17 protein-coding genes are annotated in these 17,766 nt (G+C 68.9%); 12 read left to right on the top strand and 5 right to left on the bottom strand.

The window, feature by feature from the left end; all coding sequences use genetic code 11:
* The first annotated feature begins 1 nt into the window (after nucleotide 1).
* Together EV647_RS00930 and EV647_RS00925 are read left to right on the top strand one after the other, a co-directional pair.
* Nucleotides 2-1,126: an MFS transporter gene (locus tag EV647_RS00930; protein WP_238176954.1), complete on the top strand. Its 1,125-nt coding sequence runs from the start codon at nucleotides 2-4 to the stop codon at nucleotides 1,124-1,126.
* 116 nt (nucleotides 1,127-1,242) lie between these two features.
* Nucleotides 1,243-1,905 (top strand): hypothetical protein, encoded by a 663-nt coding sequence (locus EV647_RS00925; protein ID WP_133996850.1) that lies wholly within the window; start codon nucleotides 1,243-1,245, stop codon nucleotides 1,903-1,905.
* Here EV647_RS00925 and EV647_RS00920 read toward each other — a convergent pair.
* Nucleotides 1,895-4,144 (bottom strand): NACHT domain-containing NTPase, encoded by a 2,250-nt coding sequence (locus tag EV647_RS00920; protein WP_133997212.1) that lies wholly within the window; start codon nucleotides 4,142-4,144, stop codon nucleotides 1,895-1,897. The genes EV647_RS00925 and EV647_RS00920 overlap by 11 nt on opposite strands.
* Nucleotides 4,145-4,309: 165 nt before the next feature.
* Here EV647_RS00920 and EV647_RS00915 point away from each other — a divergent pair, with 165 nt between their 5' ends.
* On the top strand, nucleotides 4,310-5,758 hold the full coding sequence (locus tag EV647_RS00915; protein WP_133996847.1) for an MDR family MFS transporter: 1,449 nt from the start codon (nucleotides 4,310-4,312) through the stop codon (nucleotides 5,756-5,758).
* Nucleotide 5,759: 1 nt separating this feature from the next.
* On the opposite strand, the gene EV647_RS00910 is transcribed toward EV647_RS00915, so the two are convergent.
* Nucleotides 5,760-6,779 carry a LuxR C-terminal-related transcriptional regulator gene (locus tag EV647_RS00910; RefSeq protein WP_166680172.1) on the bottom strand — a complete coding sequence of 340 codons (1,020 nt, stop codon included), beginning with the start codon at nucleotides 6,777-6,779 and terminating at the stop codon, nucleotides 5,760-5,762.
* A 97-nt stretch (nucleotides 6,780-6,876) separates the two neighbouring features.
* Between EV647_RS00910 and EV647_RS00905 the strand changes: the two genes are divergently transcribed.
* Nucleotides 6,877-7,788, top strand: coding sequence for a PD40 domain-containing protein (locus tag EV647_RS00905; RefSeq protein WP_133996841.1), 912 nt, complete (start codon nucleotides 6,877-6,879; stop codon nucleotides 7,786-7,788).
* Between the two features lie 9 nt (nucleotides 7,789-7,797).
* Nucleotides 7,798-8,799 (top strand): GNAT family N-acetyltransferase, encoded by a 1,002-nt coding sequence (locus EV647_RS42430; protein ID WP_202875991.1) that lies wholly within the window; start codon nucleotides 7,798-7,800, stop codon nucleotides 8,797-8,799.
* Nucleotides 8,800-9,188: 389 nt separating this feature from the next.
* Here the strand turns inward: EV647_RS42430 and EV647_RS41795 are convergent, their stop codons facing one another.
* On the bottom strand, nucleotides 9,189-9,362 hold the full coding sequence (locus EV647_RS41795; protein ID WP_166679921.1) for a hypothetical protein: 174 nt from the start codon (nucleotides 9,360-9,362) through the stop codon (nucleotides 9,189-9,191).
* A 228-nt stretch (nucleotides 9,363-9,590) separates the two neighbouring features.
* Here EV647_RS41795 and EV647_RS00890 point away from each other — a divergent pair, with 228 nt between their 5' ends.
* The 5 genes from EV647_RS00890 (at nucleotide 9,591) to EV647_RS00870 (ending at nucleotide 15,259) form a co-directional block, all read left to right on the top strand.
* Nucleotides 9,591-10,886, top strand: a complete 1,296-nt coding sequence (locus EV647_RS00890; RefSeq protein ID WP_133783642.1) for an XRE family transcriptional regulator — start codon at nucleotides 9,591-9,593, stop codon at nucleotides 10,884-10,886.
* Nucleotides 10,887-10,895: 9 nt separating this feature from the next.
* Nucleotides 10,896-11,447: a GNAT family N-acetyltransferase gene (locus tag EV647_RS00885; RefSeq protein ID WP_133996838.1), complete on the top strand. Its 552-nt coding sequence runs from the start codon at nucleotides 10,896-10,898 to the stop codon at nucleotides 11,445-11,447.
* A 33-nt stretch (nucleotides 11,448-11,480) separates the two neighbouring features.
* Nucleotides 11,481-13,130, top strand: a complete 1,650-nt coding sequence (locus EV647_RS00880; protein WP_133996834.1) for a PHP domain-containing protein — start codon at nucleotides 11,481-11,483, stop codon at nucleotides 13,128-13,130.
* A gap of 24 nt (nucleotides 13,131-13,154) precedes the next feature.
* Entirely contained in the window at nucleotides 13,155-14,033 is an 879-nt protein-coding gene (locus EV647_RS00875; protein WP_133996831.1) for an oxygenase MpaB family protein, read from the top strand.
* Between the two features lie 74 nt (nucleotides 14,034-14,107).
* On the top strand, nucleotides 14,108-15,259 hold the full coding sequence (locus EV647_RS00870; protein ID WP_238176953.1) for an ROK family transcriptional regulator: 1,152 nt from the start codon (nucleotides 14,108-14,110) through the stop codon (nucleotides 15,257-15,259).
* A gap of 3 nt (nucleotides 15,260-15,262) precedes the next feature.
* On the opposite strand, the gene EV647_RS00865 is transcribed toward EV647_RS00870, so the two are convergent.
* Nucleotides 15,263-15,859, bottom strand: a complete 597-nt coding sequence (locus EV647_RS00865; protein ID WP_133996824.1) for a ParA family protein — start codon at nucleotides 15,857-15,859, stop codon at nucleotides 15,263-15,265.
* A 258-nt stretch (nucleotides 15,860-16,117) separates the two neighbouring features.
* Here EV647_RS00865 and EV647_RS00860 point away from each other — a divergent pair, with 258 nt between their 5' ends.
* Both EV647_RS00860 and EV647_RS00855 read left to right on the top strand, forming a co-directional pair.
* Nucleotides 16,118-16,639, top strand: a complete 522-nt coding sequence (locus EV647_RS00860) for an RNA polymerase sigma factor (RefSeq protein WP_133996821.1) — start codon at nucleotides 16,118-16,120, stop codon at nucleotides 16,637-16,639.
* Nucleotides 16,636-16,884 carry a hypothetical protein gene (locus tag EV647_RS00855; protein WP_133996818.1) on the top strand — a complete coding sequence of 83 codons (249 nt, stop codon included), beginning with the start codon at nucleotides 16,636-16,638 and terminating at the stop codon, nucleotides 16,882-16,884. Before EV647_RS00860 ends, EV647_RS00855 begins: the two co-directional genes overlap by 4 nt.
* Here the strand turns inward: EV647_RS00855 and EV647_RS00850 are convergent.
* Entirely contained in the window at nucleotides 16,881-17,741 is an 861-nt protein-coding gene (locus EV647_RS00850) for an NAD(P)-binding domain-containing protein (protein WP_133996815.1), read from the bottom strand. The genes EV647_RS00855 and EV647_RS00850 overlap by 4 nt on opposite strands.
* Nucleotides 17,742-17,766: the final 25 nt, after the last annotated feature.

The following is a 17,766-nucleotide window of genomic DNA, read 5'->3' as shown; positions in this document are numbered from 1 at the left end:
GGTGCGGAGACTCCGACCGATCGGACTGATGGCCACCGGCCACGCGTGCGTGGACATCTACCAGGGCTGCGTGCCGGCGCTCGTACCGTTCCTGGTCGCCGAGCGCGGCCTCGGGTACGTCGCGGTGTCCGGCATCACGCTCGCCGCGACACTGCTCTCCTCGGTCGTCCAGCCCGTGTTCGGCGTACTGACCGATCGCCGCCCGCTCACCTGGCTGATCCCGGTCGCGATGACCACCGCCGGACTCGGCATCGCCCTCATCGGCGTCGGACAGACCTACGGGCTCACGTGGTTGGCGGCCGCGCTGTCCGGGCTCGGCGTCGCGGCGTACCACCCGGAGGCCGCCCGGATGGCCCGCGTCGTGAGCGGCGGCAGTCACGTCGGGATGAGCTGGTTCTCGGTCGGCGGGAACGTCGGGTTCGCGCTGGCGCCGGTCCTGGTCACACCGATCGTCGCCGCGGGCGGGTTGTCGATGACGCCACTGCTCGTCGTACCCGCGCTCTTCGGTGCCGCGATCACCACCTGGGCGGTCCGCTCGCGCGCTCACGTGGTGATCGCCCGCGGCGGCGGTGGAGGGACGGACGACTGGCCGTCGTTCCTGCGGTTGTCGCTGATCATGATCTGCCGGTCGATCGTGTTCGTCGGCCTCGGTACCTTCATCGCGCTGTACGCCGGGCAGCGGGTCGGCGGCGGTACGACGACCGGCGGGATCGCCTTGTTCGTCCTCTTCGCAGCGGGCGCACTCGGCACGCTCCTCGGCGGCCGCCTCGCCACCCGCTACGGACGAGTCCGCACCCTACGGACGTCGTACGCCGTCGCCGTACCTGCGATCGCCTCCCTGGTATTCGTCCCCGGGCCGGCGTTCTTCGGCTTCCTCGCGGCGGCCGCGATCGCGATGTCGGTCCCCTTCTCGCTGCATGTGACCCTCGGCCAGGACTTCCTCCCCAGCCGCGTCGGCACGGCGGGCGGCATGACCCTCGGCCTCGCCGTCAGCATCGGCGGCGTCGCGACCCCGGTCCTAGGCACCATCGCCGAGCACACCTCTCTGCGCCTCGCCCTCAGCACACTGATCGCACTGGCCCTGTGCAGCACCCTGATCGGCTGCACCCTGAACGAACCAGCTTGAACGGCGGCTGACCGCGATTCGTCGCGGGTACCGGGAGATACAGCGGAAGCGCCGCGGAATGCGGCTGAAGTAGCTGGCAGCACACCGTCGTACGGCGGTCTTGTCAGGGAGTGACCATGATGCGTCAACGGGGCGCGGTCCACCGGGAACCCAAGGTCCTCGAGGTCGGACTGGACGAGTTGTTACAGGCGGGCTACGAGCGCGCGGAGCGCGATCCCGACCCTGACAACGATGAGGACGATGCTGATCAAGGCGTCGTCGACCAGTGGCGAGCGGACGAGGGCGTGTCGTTCGGCGTCGCCTTCTTCGGCTGGCTGGTTGCCGGCGGCATCGTCGTACTGCTGCTGGCGTCGGTCGGTGCTGCCGGCACCCTGATCGGCTGGGAAAGGCTTGCCGGCTGGGAATGGGTCTATGTCACCGCTTGGATCGTCGTCGTTGTGTCGCTGGGAATCGGTGCGTTCTCCGGCGGCTACGCCGGGGGACGGATGGTGCCGGCGCATGGTGGACGGCAAGGCCTGGACGTGTGGCTGCTCAGTTGGTGCGCCACCGCCCTGATCGTCGGTCTGGGGTACATCGCCGACCGCGAATACGACCTCGTCGCAAGGATCGACTGGACGTCCCTACCGATCGCCGAGACCGATCGTATGGCGGCGGCGCTGGTCGGACTCGCCGCGATTCTGCTCGTCACGTTGGTGAGCGCGGTGGTGGGCGGTGCTGCCGGCAGCCGCTGTTCCGCGCGGTTGAGCCGGCTCAACCAGCAGCACCAAGCTATGCCCTGAACGAACCGGCTTGAGTGCGGGCAGCGCGTTCTCCGATGCGACGGTCGACCTTTGCCGCGAGTTCGTCCGGTGTGCATTCGGCCAGGTGGTCGCGGACGAGGAGGTGGATGAACGAGTACTGCGCACGCCCGGTGCGAGCCAGTACGTGGCGGTCCGCGGCGTACTGCAAGAAGGCTCGGCGGTGCCACGGCAGGTACCCGCTCCAGCGGAGGAGCGAGTCGTGCAGCAGCCGGGACAGCGGGCCGGCCAGGACGGGTGGACGACGCCGCCAGGCCTTCGCCGCGACCGTGCCGACCACGATGCCAGCGACCGCTTCCAGTTGCGGCGACGCAAAGTCCGCTCCCAGGACCAGTGCAACCAGGAACGCGGCAACGGCTCCGCCAGCGACCCATGGGTCCATCCGCCACCCCTTGTCGGCTGTGGTGGGGAGGTGGTCCGTCGGCAGCGACTTCAGCATCCTGATCGCGTGAGCAATAAGGAGGCCGATTGCCACCCCACAGGCGAACGCTGTGGGGTCGCCGAGGCTCAGGGTGATCCAGCTCGCCGCCACAACCACAGCCAGCCGTACGCCGAGGAGCAGCCGCCGCCGGTTGTCGTGGAACACGATCAGCTCGACTACGTAGGATCCAGCGATCACAGCGCCCTCGACGACGAGTGCGGGCTTGGCGGTGAGCAGCTCGACCAGCCCGAGCGCGGCAACAGTCACCGCGACAGTAATCGCCGTACCTGCGAACAAGATGAGGGCGAAGAGCGGTACTCGGTCCGGCCCGTTCCCCTCGTGTTTCTGCCAGGGGTGCGGCAGGAGGTGGACGAGTAGCAGCGCAGCACCGGCCACAGCCAGTCCGGCGAGTACGCCGTACTGCGCGAGCATCACCAGCGTCACGCCGGCAGTCAGGGCAGCGAACAGTGCGGGCAGGCACACCGCGTGCGTCAGGTAGTCCACACCCGGCAGCGACAGCCCGTACCACCCGTCAGGCATCATCCACCGCGGTACGGCGGTCCGGTCACCGGCACGGCGTCGAGTCCACCAGGCCAGACACCACAGGCGCCGTACGGCGGTCTTCGCGTCGTACTGTCTCGCGGTCTGGCGGTTTCGGGCGAGGACTTCGCAGATGTAGGTGTCGAAGAGTTCACGGCGTAGGTCTGCGACGCCGCGGGCGTTCACCTCCTCCGGCGCTCGCCCCTGGTACGCCAGGACCATCACGTTGAGCATGAGCGGCGAATTGACCAGCTCCCAGAGTGCGTCGTCCTGCTCGATCGCAGCGCGCGCACCGTCGAGCGCCGGCCCGACGGTGGTGAAGTAGTCGAGGACCTGTTCTCTCGTGAGCGGTCTGATGTGTACGGCGCCGAACAGCCGGAGCTTGTGGGGGAGGCGTTCGTAGTCGTTCGTTCGGCACGTGACTGCGAGCTGGCCGATCCGGTAGTTGCGCCGGAGCTCCTCCAGGACCGGTGCGAGCTTGGCACGGCTCGGTTCGGCGATCTCGTCCAGTCCGTCGAGCAGAAGGGTCAGCTCGCCGTTGCTCAGCCAGGTGCGTCCGACAGCGGGCGGGATTCCGTAGCGGTCGTCCAGCTCGTACAACAGCCAGCGGACGAAGCCGGCGACCAGTGGGCTGTCACTCGGGTCGTCGTCGTTCTTGTACGACGACTGTGCGGTCCAGCCGGCCAGGTCGACCACGACAGGGAGGGGCTGGTCCTTGTCGACATGTGCTTTCTTGGCGAGGTTCCGGGCAAGGTCGAGGAGCAGGGTGGTCTTGCCGGCACCAGGTGCGCCGAGGATCAGCATCGAGTCCTGGAGCTCGTCGAAGACACCTGCGATGTCCGCCTCGTTCGGTACGCGCCGCGGTGCGCTGTCGAGCGGCTGGACGAACAGGTCGTACGGGCGGACCACGACGCCGGGGTGTTCGTCGAGGGCCAGGGCGACGCGGGTGCGGGCCGCGAGCGAGCCGGCACGACGTTCGGAGAAGTACCGGTCGATGCGGGCAAGGGCGTTGGGGCGGTTGCGCGGCTGGTCGGCACCGCGGTTGGAGATGATCGGCAGGCGGCGGTCGCGCAGCTCGAACAGTGCGGTCAGCACCGCGACGACCCAGAGCACCCCGATCGCCGGCCAGACCCAGCCGACGTACGGCGCGAGAAAGGCCGGTGCGGTGCCGCCGGTGCCGACGTTGATCGCGATCGGCAGCAGTACGAGCGCGAGCGAGACAGTCACCACGAGCACGACGCCACGCAGTACGGCCCGCATCCTCACCCCTCGGAGCGTAACGGCCCGTGAGCCCACCGTCCCGACCCAGGGCGCGTCGTACTCCGCTTGCACTGGGGCGTCCTGCTTCGTCGTACCCAGGGGACCGTCCGGTGGGCGGGCTGAGAGTGGGGAAGAGTTGCCGGTTCACATACATTGGTTGGTGATATGACTACGGAGCGGATCGACCGGACGGGCGTGGGGCTTCGGTCGGAGCGGGGCCCGATTCTGCTCGCGGTGATGCTGAGCGTCGGGCTGGTCGCGATCGACGCGACGATCCTCGCCACCGCCGTACCGTCCATCGTCGCCGACCTCGGCGGCTTCACCCAGTTCCCCTGGCTGTTCTCGATCTACCTGCTCGCGCAGGCCGTGTCGGTGCCGATCTACGGCAAGCTCGCGGACCAGCGCGGCCGGAAGCCGATCATGCTGCTCGGCGTCGGACTGTTCCTGCTCGGGTCGGTGCTGTGCGGGTTCGCCTGGAGCATGCCGGCGCTGATCGCGTTCCGGCTGATCCAGGGACTCGGCGCCGGTGCGATCCAGCCGATCGGGATGACGATCGTCGGCGACATCTACACGGTCGCGGAGCGGGCCAAGGTACAGGGCTACATCGCCAGCGTCTGGGGGATCTCGTCGTTCGTCGGACCGACGCTCGGCGGCGTGTTCTCGGACTTCATCTCCTGGCGGTGGATCTTCTTCGTGAACATCCCGCTCGGGATGGCCGCCGCCTGGGTGCTGGTCCGCCGGTTCGACGAGCAGGTGGCGGACAAGACCAGCCACCGGATCGACTACGCCGGCGCGATCCTGCTCTCGGTCGGCGGTTCGCTGCTGCTGCTCGGGTTGCTCGAGGGCGGCGTGATGTGGGCCTGGGACTCCCCGACGAGCATCGTGATCCTGGCCGCGGCCGTCGTACTGCTGACCGCGTTCGTGCTGGTCGAGCGCCGCGCGGCCGAGCCGATCCTGCCGCTGTGGGTGCTCGGCCATCGGGTCCTGAACTCGGCCAACTCGGCCGCGCTCCTGATCGGGTTGCTGATGATCGGGCTCTCGACGTACGTGCCGCTGTTCGCCCAGAGCGTCCTCGGTACGTCGGCCCTCGTCGCCGGGTTCACCCTCGCCGCGATGACCCTCGGCTGGCCGATCGCGGCGTCGCTCGCCGGGCGGCTCTACCTGCGCGTCGGCTTCCGCACGACGATGTCGATGGGCGCCCTCATCGTCGTCCTCGGATCCGGCGTCCTGCTCACAGTCAGCGCCACCAGCGCCGTACTGCACCTCGCCGCGGCCTGCTTCATCATCGGCATCGGGCTCGGCTTCTCCGCATCACCATCCGTCGTGGCGGCGCAGTCGTCCGTCGAATGGCAGACGCGCGGTGTGGTGACCGGTGCGAACATGTTCGCCCGCTCGGTCGGCAGCGCGGTCGGGGTCGCGGTCTTCGGCGCAGTGGCGAACGGCGTCGTCGCCGCCCGCCTGGGAGACGACCACGCGGACCTGGAGAAGGTACCCGCCGGCGTCCTGGCCCCCGCGATCCACGACGTCTACTACGGCGCCGCCGCAGCCGCCCTCCTCCTCGTAGTAGCCGTCCTCTTCATGCCCAACCGAATCACCGAACGCCCACCCCGCTAGCTCAGCTCATCAGCGCCAGCAGTTCGTCACGACCGCTGACGCCGGTCTTGCGGTAGGTCGAGCCGAGATGATCGTTGACGGTCAAGACGGACAGGCCGAGCCGCCGGGCGATCTGCTTCGCCGCAAGACCGGTCGCAGCAAGACCCAGTACTTCGGACTCGCGGTGGGACAGCCCACTCCATGCTGCGAAGGCCGGTATCACCTGGCCTGTGTCTGCGGGCTGAACGACGACAGTCACAGCGACCGGCTCCACGGGCGTTCGGCTCCCGCTGATCACCAACCAGCGGCCATCCGTGGTGCGAGCTCGACACAGCGCGTCGCGACGACCCGCTGCGGCCGCTCGAGCTACCTCATGCACCACCCGGCTCACGTCCTCCACGATGACGCCCTCAGACGTCAGATCACCCAGCCAGGTCTGCGCCTCCTGGCTCACGGTGAGGAAGCGGCCCTCGCGACCCACCAAGACGATGCCGGCTGATCGCGTGGCCTGCCGGCTGTCAGTACGTCGTACCTGATGGCGGCGGAGCGCTGTCGCGAGCGGACCGACCAGCTCGGCCGCTGTCGCCGCCTCGGCGTCGGAGAACGGCTGCCACCGGTCGTCGCGGAACAGCGACAGCGCGCCCCAATACCGGCCATCGTCGACCAGAGCCAGCCGAAGCTCGGACTGGTACCCCAGCGGGCGCAGGATCTCGTGCAGCCGAGGACTCGGCGGCTCCGGTGTCGTGTGCATCGCGAGTACTCCGGCATGACCGGGACGGCGGATCAGCTCGGCGTACCGGTTGAAGTCCCGTTCGACGGTCTCATTGAAGACCAGGCGTTCGGTCGGCACGACGAGTCCGTGCTCGGCGTACATCGCGCAGCGCAGGCCGGTGACCGGATCGACGGCGAACAGGCAGTACCCGTCGAATCCGACCGCTTGATTGACGGCCCGCATCACCCCGTCCGCGAACGGCAGGCCGCGCGACTCGTCCCGCGCGCTCGCCAGGATCGTCCGCCTGGCAGCGCGGACCCTATCCCCCATCTGCTCATCGTGACACCCGGACGGCATCCCGAGAAGTGGGGAGTGCAGGTCGCCGCGGCGGTCCCGGAGACTGCGGATAGTCGACAGAGGGGGACTCATGAACATTCGACGACTGCTCTGGTTGCCGTTGGCAGCCTTACTGGCGATCCCTGCTGTACCCGCGCAGGCGACCACTCCTGGTGACAACGGCCGGATCGTGTACTCCGCGGACACGGGCGCCGGGGTGCAACTGTTCACCGTGCGTCAGGACGGCAGCGGCCTACGCCAGCTCACCTCGGTGGCAGGCGAGGCCGTGAACGCGGACTGGTCGCCGGACGGCAAGCGGCTCGTGTTCGAGCTCAGCGACGAGACCCATGCCGGGATCGTGGTGATGAACCGGGACGGTTCCGGCGCGCACGACCTGACCCCGACCGGATTCCAGGGCAACCCGGCATTCACCGCCGACGGTCACCGGATCGTATTCGACTCGGAGGTCGGGATCGCCATCATGCGAACCGACGGCACCGGACGCCGGCAACTGACGGTGAACCCCTTCCCGGGCACCGGCCACGACACCGACGCGAACGTGTCGCCCGACGGCAGGTACATCACATTCGTCCGGGCCAGGGTCGACGCGGTCGAACAGGCGCTGTTCCGGATGCGCGTCGACGGGTCCGGTCTGCGGCAGTTGACGTCGTACTCGCTCGATGTCGGCGTCAAGCACGACTGGGCCCCGGACGGCTCGCGGATCGCGATCATCACGCATGCCGACCATCAGCCGGCCGGTACGTCGGCCAACGTGGCGACGATCCGCCCGGACGGCTCCGGGCTGCGGATGTTGACCCGCTTCAGCGGCGGTGCGGTCAACGCGCTGACCGGCTCGTACTCACCCGATGGACGTTGGATCGCCTACCGCCTCGAGGATCACGGGACGTTCGCCCTGAACAAGCTCCGCGCGCACGGTGGCCACCCGCACCAGATCCTGTCGCTGCCGACAGCACCGCGCTACATCGACTGGGGATCCCACTAGGTTGGTGGCATGCGTGCGGTCGACTGTGTTGGGGCATTGATCCGGGATTCCGAACATCGCGTTTATTTGCAGCGGCGTACGGCGGGGCGGCGGTTGTTGCCGGGGATCTGGGACATCGTCGGTGGGCATCTCGAGGCAGGGGAGACGCCTGAGGAGGCGCTGGCGCGGGAGGTCGAGGAGGAGACCGGCTGGAAGGTCCGCGACATCGTCAGGACCGTCGCGGACTGGGAATGGGAGTGGGAGGGCCGGGTACGGCGGGAGGTCGACTATCTCGTCACCGTCGACGGGGACCTCAGCCGGCCGCGTCTCGAGGCCGGCAAGCACGACGCGTCCGCGTGGGCCGGACCGGGTGACCTTGACCTGCTGATGGTGAACCGGACCGACGGCGACCGGCGGCTGCGGGACCTGGTGGCGCACGTGGTCCGGACGCGGTTCACGGACCGCCTCCGGTTGGAGCCGATCACTGGTCCGAACGGTGTCCTGCCCGGACATGGAGCGGACCTGGTGCGGCTGTACGCGGACCCATGGGTGGCCAGGTGGTACGACGGGTCGTGGTCACCGGAGGAAGCAGCCGCGCGAGCCGTCCAACAGCAGGAGGGCTGGGATCGCGACTCGGTGGGCAAGTGGATCGCGTACGAGCGGTCGAGTGGCGAGCTCGCCGGGCGGGGCGGAATGTCCCGGATGCCCGCCGGTACGCCGACTGCCGAGGCCATCGCCGCGCTGGTAGGACCCGAATGGACGGGCCTCGAACTCGGCTGGGCCCTCGTCGAGTCCGCCCGCGGCCGCGGCCTCGCCACGGAAATCGCCCGTGCGGGCCTGGACTACGCCTTCAACACCCTGAACGCTGCATCCGTGATCGCGTTCACGGAACAGGTCAACACCGCATCCCAGGCCGTGATGAAGCGCCTCGGAATGCAGTACGCCGGCGAGATCCGCGCAGAAGGCTGGTCCGCCGACGCCCCCGACGTACAACCAGACGCCCCCTTCGCCGTCTACGTCATCACCCGGTGACCAACCTGGTGTGAAAAGGCTCCGAGTGTGACCGCCCAGGCGCGGCGGTCACACTCGGAGCCAGCCACCTCAAGGGGGAGGTTCCCGGTGAGGTGTCGGGAGCCTCCGGTGTCCTACCGCCCAGGACACTCGGCCCTGCCTGGCCCGAGGTGTCGGCCAGGAGGTGGGTTGGAACGGCTGGGCGGCGGCGACACAGGGACTCAACCGCCAAGCCCAGCCGGGTCGGGAGGGCGGTGCGGTCCGGAGCTGAGGAGTGCTCCGGACCGCACCTCGGGTTTCGTCCGGAACTGAGGAGTGCTCCGGACCTTCCAAGCACTGCCCCTGGACGTGAGGAGACTCCAGGGAGCAGCCGACCGGGTCTGAGGAGGACCCGGAAGCGATCAGGTGTTTCAGTCGTTCGAGTCGAGCGGGCCGAGCAGGTCGTTGGTGACCTTGAGACCGGCGAAACGGCGCCGCATCGCTTGTTCGTAGCGGGCCGCGAGCGGCGCCTCCGCGACGTACTGCGCGATCACGTGCTCGCCGAACCAGACCCGGACTCGGCGCCGGTGCTGTCTCGACGTCATTTCCGCGATGGTCACAACCTCTCACCCCGTAACTCTCAGGCCTTGCAACCAGTTGGACTTACTGGTTGTCATGGCAGTAATGGTGCACGAGCCCAACGTGACCGCTCTAGGACCTGGACCGGACCTTTGCCGGACCTCTTCCGGTCCTCTCGCGGACATCTGGGGGACAGCACCTTGTCGTGGGGCACAAGTCGAGACAACGTCTGACTGACGTGAACGGGAGGAACGATGGCGAGTAGGTATGCGCCAAAGACGGTCCTGGCGCACCTGATCCAGCGCCGGAACCAGACCTACTCCGAGATCGTCGCCGAGTTCGTCGAGCTGGGTGGAACCATCACCGAGCGGCACCTGCGTCGCCTCGCATCGGGCGAGCGCGCGGGGACCACTCCTCAGACCCGGCGCACCCTGCAACGCCTGTTCGGCAAACCGGTCGAGGAACTCCTCGCGCCGTACGTGCCGGAACAGGCCGCCCAGGTGGTGCCGGCACCTGCCGCGAGTGGACGGATCACGACAGGTAATGAGATGGAGGTTCTCGACATGGCTGCCAGCCGCGCGAGGGCGTTTGCCCTCGCGGCCCAGTCCGGTCTCGGAAGCGAGGCCATGGAACAGGTGTACGACGACGTACGCCACGCCGCCCAGGCGTACCCCCAGCGTCCACTCCCGGAGATCCTCGGCCAACTGGTCGAGACGCAGGACCTGGTGTTCGGTCTGCTGGAGAGCCGCCAGCGCCCGGACCACCACCGCCAGCTGTACTTCCTGGCCGGCGTCACCGGCGGGCTGCTCGCCAAGGCCTCCCACGACCTCGGCAACCCGCACGCCGCGCTGACCCAGGCGCGGACCGCGTTCATGTGCGCCGACAACGCCGACCACCACGGCCTGCGCGCCTGGGTGCGCGGCCTGCAGTCCCTGGTCTCCTACTGGGCCGGCAACCCGCACGACTCGGTGCGGTACGCGCAGCTCGGGGCCGGATACGCCGAGCAGGCCAACAGCACCACCAGCGTCTGGCTCCCGGTCAGCGAGGCCCGTGCCTGGGCCGCGCTCGGCAACCCGGAGGCCACCCGGGCCGCCTTGGAGCGCGCCGAAGAGGCATGGAACTCGGTCCACAACGACGACCTGGACGACATGGGCGGCCTGTGCACGTTCGGCCGCAACCGCCAGCTGTATTACGCCGCCGACGCGCTCGCCCAACTGCCCGGTGAAGTCGAGCAGGCCCAGCGGTACTCGAGCCAGGCCGTCGACGCGTACACCGACGAGAACCACCCGGAGTGGGCCTTCGGCGACGCCGCCGGCAGCCACGCCGCGATGGCGATCACCCGGATCGCGAGCGGTGAGCTGGACGGTGCGGCGGACGCGCTGGCCCCGGTGCTGACGCTGCCGACCGAGCGCCGGATCAACGGCGTGGTGCACTCGGCCCGCCGGGTCCACCAGGCCCTGCGGCAGTCCGGTCGCGCCGACGACGCGCGGGAGCTCCAGGAGGAGATCGAGACCTTTACCCGGACCCCGATGCAGACCTACCCCCGGTAGCCTGCGCGGATGGAGGCACTCAGCGGACGGCTGACTGTACTGCGGGAATTTCGGACAACCGACCTCGACGACTATCTGGCGATCGCCGGTGACGACCGGGTCACCACCTGGATGGCGTTCGACAGCTACGACCGCGCCAAGGCCGAGCAGAGTCTGGCCGCCATCGTGGCGCGGTCCACGCAGGACAACCGTCCCGACTACATGCTCGCCGTGACCCGGCCGGACGACGATCGCGTGATCGGGTTCGGCCGGATCGCGCCGAGCGGGTCGTGGACCGCCAAGCTCGGCTACGCGATCGGTGCGGACCACTGGGGCCACGGGTACGCGACGGACGCGGCCCGGGTGCTGCTCGGCTTCGCGTTCGGCCCCCTCGGCCGGCACCGGGTCACGGCCGCGATCGGCCCCGAGAACGAGGCATCGATCGGCGTCGTGAAGCGCCTCGGCTTCACCTACGAGGGCCACCTCCGCGACCACGTCTTCACCAACGGCGCCTGGCGCGATTCCCTCCTCTACTCCATCCTCGAACCCGAACATTCACCCAGCAGTCACCCGGAGCCTTGACCTGGTTTGTCAGGACCAGCAAGGTTGCGCGTCATGACGCAACAGGTGCCGGAGTGGGCGGATCCGAGGATTCCCGAGCAGGAGCTGGATCCGCAGGGGGTGTCGCGGCGGACCCTGATGCGCGGAGCCGGTTTGCTCGGGGCAGGGTTCGCGGCGGCCGCTGTGACGTCGCAGGAGGCGGCTGCGGGTACGGCGTACTCGGACAGTGAGCCTGAGCTCGTCTATCTGGCGGGTGACCATCACGTCCACAGCAGGTACAGCCATGACGCGAAGTACGACTTCAGCCAGCTCGCGCAGCGTGGTGCGCAGTACGGGCTGGATTGGATGGCATTCACCGAGCACAGCAACTTCGGGCATGCCGACAAGGGTGCGGCGGCCGAGAACGCCGAGGTTCTGAAGGCTCGTGCTGAGAACCCGCGCATGCTGATCTTCCAGGGACTCGAGTGGTACATCCCCGCCGCCGAGCACGGCACCGTCCTCGTTGCCCCCGGAGTCAACAACGTCTCGTTGCTCCAGCAGTTCGAGCGCGAGTACGACGGCAAGCTGACGGGGCGCTCTGCCGACACACCGGAGAACGAACTGCACGCGGTCAAGGCCCTGCAGTGGCTGGCCGCGCAGAAGCAGGCGCGGTACGTCGACGACGTACTGGTGCTCGCCAACCACCCGATGCGCCTCGGCATCGACGCGCCGCACGAACTGCGCGCCTGGCGGGACAGCGGTGTCTGCATCGGGATGGAAGGCGCACCTGGTTCGCAGGGCGATGCAGACCCGGCGTGGGTCGCGTACCGCGGGTCGACGCACGCGCAGCGCGGTGAGTACGTCAACGCACCAGGCACCGGCAGCTATCTCGGATACCCAGCCGACGCGTACCGGACGTACGGCGGCTTCGACTGGGCGACCGCGACCGTCGGCGGGCTGTGGGACAGCATGCTCGCCGAAGGCCGACTGTTCTCGATCACCTCCAACAGCGACAACCACCGGACCATCTGGGACACCTGGAAGGACGGGGAGTTCCCGGCAGGGCAGAATTTCGACAGCCTCGGTTGGAAGCCGTCGCCGACGGACTCCGGCGTACCGCAGCCGGGCAGTGACTTCTGGCCCGGTCAGTTCAGCAGGACGCATGTCGGCGTCACCAGGTACGGCTACCTCGAGGTGATGGCCGCTCTGCGGGCCGGACGCGTCTGGGTGGACCACGGGCAGCTTGTGGATGGTATCGACGTACGACTTGCACCTGTGGGTTCACGGCAGCGTGGTGCGACGCTGGGCGGGCGGCTGCGCGTCCCGAGGTCGCAGCGGCTCGAACTGCGCGTCACCGTGACCAGTGCATCCCGCCCGAACTACCACGGCCTACTGCCGAAGCTGGCGCACGTAGACGTCATCCGCGGTGCGGTGACCGGTCCGAGCGCGGACCGGGACAGCTGGAAGGCTCCTGACACAAGGGTGGTCGAGCAGGTCGACGTACGGCGGAAGTCCGGGACGTACGAGGTCCGCATCCCACTGGGACGCGCGGAGCGGTCGCACTACGTCCGGGTGCGCGGCAGCGACGGGAGGCGGAGCGGGCCTGGGTACCTGGGCAGCCGGATCGACCCCGCGGGCCCGATTCAGCACCCGGACAACGACGGCGACCCGTGGCTCGACACCTGGCTCTACACCAACCCCATCTTCGTCGACGTGGTCCGGTAGTTGTGTTGTGGGGACACTGGTCGCATGACTGGCCAGTTGAGCCCGTTGCGCGATGGGCTCGCGCGGATGATTCTGACGAAGGTTGCGGGTCCGGATCCGCAGGCTGAGCGTGGGCGAGTGCACAACACACCCGGTCCGCGCTGGTTCGCGCCGGAGAGCCCGATCCGGCGGGTGCATGGGGATGCGTCGATGTTCACCGGGGGACTGCGGGCGTTGCTGCTGCAGTCGTTGCACCCGCTGGCGATGGCTGCCGTGGCGGCGCACTCCGGGTACCGGGGCGATCCGTGGGGGCGTCTGCGGCGTACCAGCTACTTCCTGGCGATCACGACGTACGGCGCGATCCCGGACGCCGAGGAGGCGATCGCACACGTCAGGTCCGTGCACGAGCGCGTCCGCGGGACCAGTCCGGACGGGGTGAAGTACCGGGCGTCGGACCCGCACCTGCTCAAGTGGGTGCACGTGGCCGAGGTGGACAGCTTCCTCGCCGCACACCAGCGGTACGGCGTGCATCCGCTCACCGTGGCGGAGCAGGACCAGTACGTCGAGGAGGCGGCGCTCGTGGCGGGCAAACTCGGGGTGATCGACCCGCCGACCACGGTGGCCGAGCTGCAAGACCTGCTGAAGCAGTACCAGCCCGAGCTACGCGGTACGACGGAAGCACGCCAGGCGGCCCGCTTCATGCTGATCCACCCGCCCGTGCCGTGGGCCGCGCGACCCGCGTACGGCGTACTGACGGCTGCTGCGGTCGGGCTGCTCCCGCGGTGGACCAGACTGCCGCTACGGCTTCCGTACCTCCCACTGGCCGAGCAGACCGTCGTACGGGCGGCAGGGGAAGGCCTGACCCGAACCATCCGCTGGGCCCTCGCCTCACCAACACTGACAGAAACCGGCGCGGAGGTATGACGCGCCGGTAGGTTGTTCTCGTGCCGCTGCGTCCTCATCGTCCACTCCCGTTGGCCACTCCAGCGGGAGTCGAGGTGTTGACCAAGATCCTGACCCAGGGGCCGATCCCGCGGGTGGAGATCGCGCGCCGGACCGGGCTGTCGCAGGCGGCTGTGACGAAGGCGGTCGCGCCGCTGATCGAGACCGGTTTCGTCACCGACCAGGCGGCCCCGGCCGACGGCGACAGCCAGCTCGGGATCGGACGACCGGTGAGCCCGCTGACCGTCGTACCGAGCAGCGTCTCGGTGATCGGGGTCAAGGTCACGCCGACGAGCCTGATCGGAGTCACCACCGACTTCACCGCGGGCATTCTCAACGTGCGGCACGACGAGCTGGACAGCACCGACCCGGACGCGGTGATCGAGCAGCTCGCCGGGCACGTGAAGGCGCTGATCGCCGCCCTCAAGTCCGGTACGGCGGTGGCCGGTCCGCTCGCCGGGATCGGGATCGCGGTGTCGGGCGATGTCGACGCGGCTCACGGCGTGGTGCGGGATTCACCGCTGATGGGCTGGCGCGGCGTCCCGGTCGCGGAGCTGCTCGGCAAACTGGTCCGCGTGCCGATCGTCGTGTCGAACGACGTCCGCGCGCTGACCGTGGCCGAGCACTGGTTCGGGGCCGGCGTGAACGCGGACTCGTTCGCCGTCGTGACGATCGGCTCCGGCATCGGGTGCGGGCTGTACGTCAACGGAGAGGTGGTGTCCGGCGCGTACGGCGTCTCGGGCGAGCTCGGCCACCTGCCGCTCGCGCCGGGCGACCTGGTGTGCACCTGCGGCCGCCGTGGTTGCGTGGAGACTGTGGCGTCGTCGGACGCGATCCTGACGCGGACGCGGGAGACCACCGGACAGGCGGACCTGGATCTGGCCGGTGCGATCAAGTTGGCGCACGAGGGCAACGCCCACGCGCGCGAGGCGTTCGACCGGGCCGGTGAGGTGATCGGCGCCGCGCTGGCCGCGATGGTGAACCTGGTCGGGCCGGAGTTGGTGATGATCGCCGGCGAGGGCGTCGCGGAGTACGACCTGTACGAGGAGCGGATGCGGCTCGCGTTCGCGGAGCACGCGTTCGGAGCGGCCGGGGACTGCCGGCTGATGCTCCGCTCCCACACCTTCGACGACTGGGCGCGCGGGGCGGCCGCCACGGTCATCCGTTCGTACGTCCGCGGCGAGCCACCCCTCGAGCGTGGCGCCTAGGACCTAACTGCGGGCCGCGGCCAGGATCTTGCGCCAGACCTTCTTGTAGGACTCGAGGCCGTCGGCCGCGAGCGGTCCGGTCGGCCCGGCGGTGATGGAGACCCGCTCGGGGATGGTGCCCCAGACCGGGATGTTCTCCTGCGCGTACTGCTGCATGGCTTCCTGGTACGACCGCGTGTAGGTCCGCGCCGAGCAGATCACCAGGCCGACCGGGATGTAGTCGGGGACCAGTTCCAGCACCGCCTTGACCCGAGGCGTCTCGACGCCGCCGACCCGCGTCGGAAGGATCACGATCCGGGCCCGTTCGAGCGCCTTGTTCAGCATCCGCTCGTGGGACGGCGGCATGTCGACGATGCCGATACCCTCCGGCGGAACCTTGTCCACCGCCTTGCTCAGCAGGCGCTCGGTCGGCGCCTCCGCGATCTCGATCCGGTTCAGGTGCTCGTCGTCGGACTCCGCGATCCAGTCCGCGGCGCTACCCTGCGGATCGGCGTCGATCAGAGTGGCTGTGCGACGGTTGGAAGATGCCAGCGCGGCCAAGTACACCGACGTGGTTGTCTTACCGACCCCGCCCTTCAGTGCAGCTGTCACGATGATCATGGGACAGAACTTACCCGGTTTTGTCCGAAATCCGGCGTGTCATCGGCGTTGCCCGTCAAGATCGTGATAGTTGCCCCCAGCCCGTGTGTACAAGCTCAACCCCACTTCAGCCGTGAATCCTTTTGCCCGGCCGCTGACTCTTACTCCCGAAATCGCATCCGATGAAGGAGCTCACCATGACCGTCACCCTGATCGTCGCGGCCGTCGCCGTCTCGCTGCTCGGCACCTGCAGCGTCGTCGTACTGCGCCGGAGGGCCCGTGGCTGACCTCGACGAACAACTGATCCGCGCCGCCCAGGACGGCGATGTCAACGCCCTCACCGCGCTCGTCGCGGACTCGCATCCAACCGTACGGCGGTTCGCCCGGACGCTGTGCGCGACGCCGGAGGACGCCGAGGACGCGGCACAGGAGGCCCTGATCATCCTGTACCGCAAGATCGGCATGTTGCGCGCGACGAGCGCCCTCACGTCGTGGATGTTCCGCATCATCCGCAACGAGTGCCTCCGCCGAGCGCGCGCCGTACTCCGGGACCAGCAACTGGCACCGGAAACAGCACCTTCGGCGGAGGACGAGGTACTGCGCCAACTGGAGGCGCAGGCAGTTGCCGCAGCCATCGCGCAACTGCCTGCCGACCAGCGCAGCGTCCTGATCCTCCGCGACGTCCAGGGCTACAGCGGCCCGATGGTCGCCAAGGCCCTCGGCCTCACCGTTCCCGCCATGAAGTCCCGCCTGCACCGCGCCCGCAGCACCGTGCGCGAATCCCTGGGAGCCCCCACATGACCTTCGCCAGCACCTCACTGCCCCGCCACCTGCTCCGGGGCGCACTCGGCTTCGGCAGCCTGATCGCCGCGTTCGCCCTACTGCCGGCAGTAGGGCCGGCCAGCCTCCTGCTCCTGCCCGTGACCCTCCTCGCCTTCCGCGGCTGCCCCACCTGCTGGGTCATCGGCCTACTCGAAACAATCTCCCGCGGCAAACTCCGACGCGACTGCGTCGACGGCCAATGCAAGCTGACCACCACCGCCTAGCTGGGCTTTCGGACCATTTCGACCAGCGCGCTCAGGCCGTCGGCGCCGTACCCTGCGGCGTCTGCGCGGGCGAAGAGTGCGGCCACCGCACCTGGCACGGTCACGTCGAGGCCTGCCTCGGTGAATGCCTGTACGGCGTGCTCGGCTCCGACGGCCTGCATGTGAAGGTTGTTCTCCGCGCCGGGGTGTTCACCGGATTCCAGTTCGGCGGTCAGGATGCGGAGGAAGCCCATCGGCCCGTCCTCGGTGAGATCGGTGAGCATCGTCGCGGCGTACGGGCGTAGCTTTTCGGCGCTGCCGACCAGCGTCGCCGAGTAGAAGTAGCTGATCAACGTGGTCCAGAAGATGTTCAGCATGGCCTGGTAGTAGAGCATCGCCTGCCCGGGGTCGGTGCCGACGTGGTCGACGCGGCCCAGCACCTCGAGCGTCGCCTGGTGTGCGGCGACAGCTTGCTCAGAGCCGGCGTAGAACACGTACGAACCGGGCCGCCCGATCCCCGGCGGTGGCACCATGATGCCGCCGGTCACCAGCGTCCCGCCGCGCCCGGCCACCCATTCGGTCGCCTTCCGCAACCGCTCCGGGCTGTCCGAGCTGAGGTTGAACAGGACCCGCCCCCGCAGGTCCGCGTCGGCCAGCGACTCGAACATCGCGGCGTAGTCGACCTGACTGATCACCACAACCTTGCTCGCGGCCACCGCCTCGGCCGCGGTCGCCGCCGGTACCGCTCCCAGACCGTCCGCCTTGCCGGGCGTCCGGTTCCAGACGGTGGTCGGATGGCCGGCCGCGACGAACGTCCGGGCCATCGTGGACCCCATCGAACCGAGCCCGATCACTGTCACTGCTTCACGTGAACTCATGCACCCGATGCTCGAAGAACGCGCT

Origin of the sequence: Kribbella sp. VKM Ac-2566 (assembly GCF_004366005.1) — a bacterium.
Classification (GTDB): domain Bacteria; phylum Actinomycetota; class Actinomycetes; order Propionibacteriales; family Kribbellaceae; genus Kribbella; species Kribbella pratensis.
The sequence above is the reverse complement of the archived record's forward strand: the minus strand, read 5'-3'. Positions and strand labels throughout refer to the sequence as shown.